The organism is Flectobacillus sp., assembly GCF_049240685.1.
Taxonomy (GTDB): domain Bacteria; phylum Bacteroidota; class Bacteroidia; order Cytophagales; family Spirosomataceae; genus Flectobacillus.
Window position 1 is genome coordinate 1 of the sequence record NZ_JBMLSD010000466.1, and the last position, 5,725, is coordinate 5,725.

The following is a 5,725-nucleotide window of genomic DNA, read 5'->3' on the forward strand; positions in this document are numbered from 1 at the left end:
TATTTGAATAGCTGATATAGATACCTTAAGCTACGAAGTCCTATTTTTCGTTTAATACCGTATATAATTATTTTTCGTAAGATTGGACTAGATACTAAATGGGTAAAGCGTAGCGCAGTCTCAACTTGCTCAGATACATAAGCTTTTAAACAATAGTTTAACAGTCGTTTATCCAATGCCTTATATTCTTGATTTTCGTAGAGCTTAAGCTGTGTTACAAAACAAACTCTGTAGGCCGACTCCAACAGGCCTTTTGCTGCATCATTAAAACCATACGAGGCAGAATTAGGTAATCTTCTTACCTGTAAAAGCACTTGAGACAAATAGGCATAATGGCATATTCGGGATGACCTCAACCAAAAGTCCAAATCTTCATAAGCCAACTGTTCGTTGTATCCGCCCATTTCCAAAAGTAAACTCCTTCTTATCATCATCGCAGGGGCAGGAATAAATGATTTAGCCAAAAGCTCTAGCCAAACATTTCCGCTTGGTGGAGGCAAATTGCCAAAGGCTTTACCTTTAGCCTTTCCTTGTTCATTAATCCATTCGATATTCGAATATATTACGCCGACGTTCTCAGGTTGTTTTTCGAAAAACTGTACTTGTTGACTTATACATTTTGGCAGCAAAACATCATCAGCCGAAAGATCTATTATATACTTCCCTGTAGCTTTTGCGAGTGCTCGATTAAAAGCTTTACATATTCCTAGGTTTTCAGGATGATAGAATACTTGAAAACAAGGTCTATTCATTAGACAAAAATTCTTAATCCGCTCGACACTATCGTCGGTACTTCCGTTGTCAGATACAAAAACTTCGAGATGGGGGTAATCTTGTGACATAACAGAGCTCAGCGTTTGTTCAACAAACGTAGCTTGATTATAACAAGTACAAATGATAGATACAAGGGGTAAATCGTTTGGTAGAGTATCCATGCGCTTCTCCAATTTTCAAATAACTTGTAATGGAGTTTTCGCAGCAGAGTAGGTCTGATAAGATAGTTATAGGTAGGTGTGTTATCTAAAATAAAAAAGTGTTTAGCTTTCGGGAATCAGCCATAAGTATTCAGCATTTTTTTTTGAAAATAGTACTAGAATCATCATCTACATTGGAAGTATCCTTCTGGTTATGAGTACATTCTATTAACAGATATACAAAAATCAAGAATTTCTTTTGCCTAGATAATATTAGGATTTTATTTTGAAAAAGTCAAATAAAAAATAGCTAAGCAAAGAAGGTTGATACGCTGAAATGTTTAACAATCAATATTAGGCAGGCCATCATTCCTCCTAAAATCACGAAGGCCAGTACCATAACGGTACGTTTGGGCTCACTTTTTTTGATGGGTACTTGTGCTGGCTCGAGTACCTGAAAAACGGGAGTATCGTGTTGAACTTTTACCCTTGATTCTTCTAGTTTTTTACTTAATTCTGAAAATAAAGAAAAGGCTAATTCAGCTTCCTGCTGGAGTTTTTGTTCTTGCTGTTTGGCCGTATTCAAAAATAATCCTCTATGACTATCTTGGTAAGATGAATAACGTTGCAAGGCAAGTTGGTATCGTTGCTGGGCTTCTTCAACTCTTTTTTCTAAAAAATCCACCTCTTTTTGCGTTTTTTGAAGGCGGTATTTTTTTACATATTGATTCAAATAATCTTGGGCATATTTTACCACAATCGTTGCCACCAAAGGATCTGGCATTTTGGCACTGATACTTATTACACCTGATTTTTTATCCAAAGAAGCAATAATATTTTCTTTTAAATCTTTCAAAATGGCTACTTCTTGCTTATTCAAGAGTAGCGCACTTTCGGGCGCTTGTGAAGGTGCAATACCCATGGTTTCGGAGTTGCTTTCTCCAAAAATCCGATAAGATAATTTTTGTTTACGAAGTCCATTTAGATACGCAAACAACGAAGTCTTTTCTTGCGTTTTTGCTACTAAAACTGGTGTTTTGAGCGTACTCAACAAAAAGGGCGTGCTTTGCAAAATAGGAGGATACAAATCGGGGCGGATGGCTTCGGTGCTATTCAAATTATCCAAATCAATACCTGCCAATCCTGCCAAAGACTTAAATTTATCAAGACTCTCGATATTCTTGGTGTCTATTTCTGGTAAAATTTTGACCTCAGAGGTGTAAAGGTTTGGCAATGAAATTGTGTATAAAGCACCCAATATTCCGAATGCAAGACTCATGAGCAAGATAAAACGCTTACCCTGAACCAAACCCACAACGAGGTCTTTGATTGATATAGTTATATGGTTTTTATTCGTGTTCAAATCCAGAAAAGAAAGAATTCTATGCATTAAGCTTTTGGCAATAAGCCATAAGCTAAAAATATAGAAGTGTTTTTGAATGAAATAATACAAACATTTAGCCTACTACGTTTTGCCTAAAGCTTTCAGGTATCGGCTTTCAGCTTTGGGTATTCGGCAAAAACATAGCTATTGTTACAAAACTTAAATCTAATTTTGTGCAATTACATACGTAATCGTGCAGAATAAGGTTAAAGTTATGTGTGTAGGCACTAGGCAAAGAGTATTAAAATGTTTTTAATAACCACAGATATACTTTTTTCCAAAGCCCACCGCTGAAAGCCGATATCTGAAAGCCTTAGGCACAAAAATTAAATTTTATTTTGCCCACTAACTTACTACTTAATTGCATTGGTAATACTTATGATTACATAAACCAACGAACTAATCCCGCTCATGATAGCGATGCGCTCGCCTAAACTGAGTTTGGATTGTGTTTCTTTGTCTTGCTCGGGCACTACTATTTCGGAGCCTGGTAATACTTTAGGATATTTTCTAAAAAACAAAAAATGATTGGTTTTGTCAGACATCCCATTGGCGTATTTTACGTAAATACGGTTTCGTTGTGCCAAAGGGCTAAGCCCACCTGCTTGTGACAAATACATCTGTAAACTTTGCCCTTCACGATACGCCACTGCCACAGGATTGAGCAAACCACCAGTTAATTTGACTGTTTCGACCAACCGTGGAATCGTAATTTTATCCCCTGCCAACAGCAACAAGTTTTCAGATTGCTGTGGATTTGCCAAAATTAAAGATAAATCAATTGCCACGACCGACGAATCTCGCTGAAAAACTGCCCCTTGTGGATAAGCCCCTTTTTTGAGTCCGCCTGCCAACTGAACCAAATCGCTAATTCGTTGCATTTTGTCTTTAATCGTATAAGAACCTGGATAGGCAATTTCGCCATCAATATAAACTGATTTTTGGGCTTCGTAGCTCGGTGCGGTTCGAATATACACTTTATCAAAAGGCATCAGTAACATAGAGGCTTCTTTGGACTCAAGACTCAGGTTTTTATCTAAATCAAAAAATAAAATCTCTACACTTTGGTCGTTGTTTGCGGAATATTGCTCTGTTTTGACCCTTCTCGACAATTCTACTTTCGAGGCACTGGCCCCTTCGGTAAATCCCTTGGCTTGCAGAATCAAATCGCCCAAGGTCATACCATCGATATATTCATAAGTTCCTGCTTGATTGACTTCTCCCTCGATTTTCACCACCCGTTTTTCTTGTAAATCATGCGTAGAATAAACCGTCAGAAAGTCTTCTCGCTTCAAAGAAATGTCTGGATTTTGTCCATTTAAGATTTTACCCAAATCAATATTGACTAACTCGTATTGGTCATTACTTTTCAAACGACGCAAACTGGCTCGATTCGTAAATGCCTCTGGTTTGAGTCCTTCGGCCATTTGAATCAACTCTTTTACCGTCGAACTCCCTTTTTCAATCGCATATTCTCCTGGACGAAATACCGCGCCTACAATTTTTACACGATTTTCGAAACGCTCTAAAATGGTACCAATAGTATATTTATCACCACTTTTAGGAATAAAACTGGCTACTTCTTCTTGAGCAACATTGATGAGTTTTAATTCTTTTGCCGTATTGCGCTTTAACTGAATCGAATAGGTATAAGCCTTGTCGGTAAAGCCGCCTGCAAAGCGCAAAACATCTTGAAGCGTTTCTGTTTTTTCTATTTCAAAAATCATCGGACGCTTTACTTCTCCTTGTAGCTCAACGCGAGTGGTATAATCTCCTATTCGGATAATATCTTGATCTTGCAAACGAACATTGTCTTTTTGGTCGGCACGAAGCAAGAAGTCATATAAATCTAAGATACGATATACCTTGTTGTTACGAATCAGACGGATATTTCTGAAAGAACCGTTTTCTGATGGGCCACCCGCCACATACAAGGCATTGAATATCGTGGCCAATGACGAAACGGTATAAGTGCCTGGTCGGCTAACCTCGCCTGTAAGCGTTACTTTGATACTTCGAACATTACCCAAGGTCACTTGTGCCGACACGCCACTGCCTGCCACATTGAGCCCTTGGTATAATTGTCGCAAACGAGAAATGATACGCTGTGAGGCACTTTCTACACTAAGTCCGTTAACATAAATCGGGCTTAGATTCAGTATTTTGATTGTTCCTTCTGGACTGACTTTTACATGAAAATTATCTAGCGCAGCACCGTAAATATCCACAATAAGCTCGTCGTCGGGACCCAATTGATAATTCTGAGGCGTGGCAATACGTAGATTAGGCTCAAAACTTAATCCTTCTTTTGTAAAAAGAGATTTGCCAAAAACCGCAGAAGCAATATAGGATGACTGTGGTTCTGAAAGCTGCCCTAATTGAGTTCTGGAAGTATTTTCGGGAGGAGTAACGTTGGTCAAAACCTTATTTTGTTCGGTTCTAACTTTTTCGACTCTTTCTTTAATCCTAGCTATTTCGGCAGGGCTGTATCCTTGTTGTTGCGCTACTTTTTCGATTTGACTAATAGACAAGCCGGTTGTTTGCGCTTTTTGGATAAAGAGCTGAATTTGTTCATCTGAGACATTTTCTACAGATTTTTTTTGACAAAAACCATTCATAGAAATTGAAAAGCAGAGAAGAATTATAGGTGTACAAAGCAACAAACCTTGGCGACTGATGGAAAAATAACCTCGCCAAAAAGCCGTAGCTATTGGTAGAAAAACTTGTAAAGTTCGCATTTACTACAAAATAACGGATATGAGGTTAATAGATAGTTCTATCCTTACAAATGTAAAAATATCCCTCGGAATTCATAAAAAATCGGGCTTTATTTTATCCTAGATTTCCCAAAATTTGTTGAATAATCAAAGTTAAATAAGAAAGATACCTTTGAAGAGTCTTGTCAAAGGAAAATATTTATACTACTTTATACCATTGGCGTATAGAATAGTCACAAAGAAATATAGAGATTTTTTTAAAAAGATATTACTTTTGCACAAGCTTTAAATAATTGATTTACAAACTATTCATTTCTATAAATTTTAAGGTCATGTAATGCTTTAATAAAACACATTCAATGTTTTCTCTGCTTTATTGAGCAGAGGCTATTGGTGTTATGTTTTATGTAAAGTTTTTATATCATGACTATCTCACGAAAGTACAACCGTACTTATCATTATCCCTTTTCTCCCGGTACTAGTTCTGATGACCGAATTAATAAGCACTACTGGGAAGATTTATTACAAATTACTCAAGTTATCCATACCGAAAAACTCGATGGTGAGAACAACTGTATTTCTCGTTATGGCGTATTTGCACGGTCTCATGCTACTCCAACTCAATCGCCTTGGACAGCTCAATTGCGTTTGCGATGGTCATCCTTAAAACATGATTTAGGAGATTTAGAGATTTTTGGAGAAAATCTTTA

The 5,725-nt window shown here is 37.3% G+C and carries 4 protein-coding genes; 1 reads left to right on the top strand and 3 read right to left on the bottom strand.

Annotated elements, in window-relative coordinates; all coding sequences use genetic code 11:
• The 3 genes from ACOVQ4_RS21565 to ACOVQ4_RS21575 form a co-directional block, all read right to left on the bottom strand.
• Positions 1 to 935: glycosyltransferase (locus tag ACOVQ4_RS21565; protein ID WP_421822662.1), on the bottom strand; the 935-nt coding region annotated here is incomplete at its 3' end.
• A gap of 289 nt (positions 936 to 1,224) precedes the next feature.
• Positions 1,225 to 2,304, bottom strand: coding sequence for a Wzz/FepE/Etk N-terminal domain-containing protein (locus tag ACOVQ4_RS21570; RefSeq protein WP_421822663.1), 1,080 nt, complete (start codon positions 2,302 to 2,304; stop codon positions 1,225 to 1,227).
• A gap of 347 nt (positions 2,305 to 2,651) precedes the next feature.
• On the bottom strand, positions 2,652 to 4,916 hold the full coding sequence (locus ACOVQ4_RS21575; protein ID WP_421822664.1) for an SLBB domain-containing protein: 2,265 nt from the start codon (positions 4,914 to 4,916) through the stop codon (positions 2,652 to 2,654).
• A gap of 522 nt (positions 4,917 to 5,438) precedes the next feature.
• Between ACOVQ4_RS21575 and ACOVQ4_RS21580 the strand changes: the two genes are divergently transcribed.
• A partial coding sequence (locus ACOVQ4_RS21580) for an RNA ligase family protein (protein WP_421822665.1) occupies positions 5,439 to 5,725 on the top strand: 287 nt, incomplete at its 3' end.

Coding starts and splice junctions, on each gene's coding strand:
- ACOVQ4_RS21570 (WP_421822663.1), bottom strand. CDS start 2,304: ATGCATAGAATTCTTTCTTTTCTGGATTTGAACACGAATAAAAACCAT.
- ACOVQ4_RS21575 (WP_421822664.1), bottom strand. CDS start 4,916: ATGAATGGTTTTTGTCAAAAAAAATCTGTAGAAAATGTCTCAGATGAA.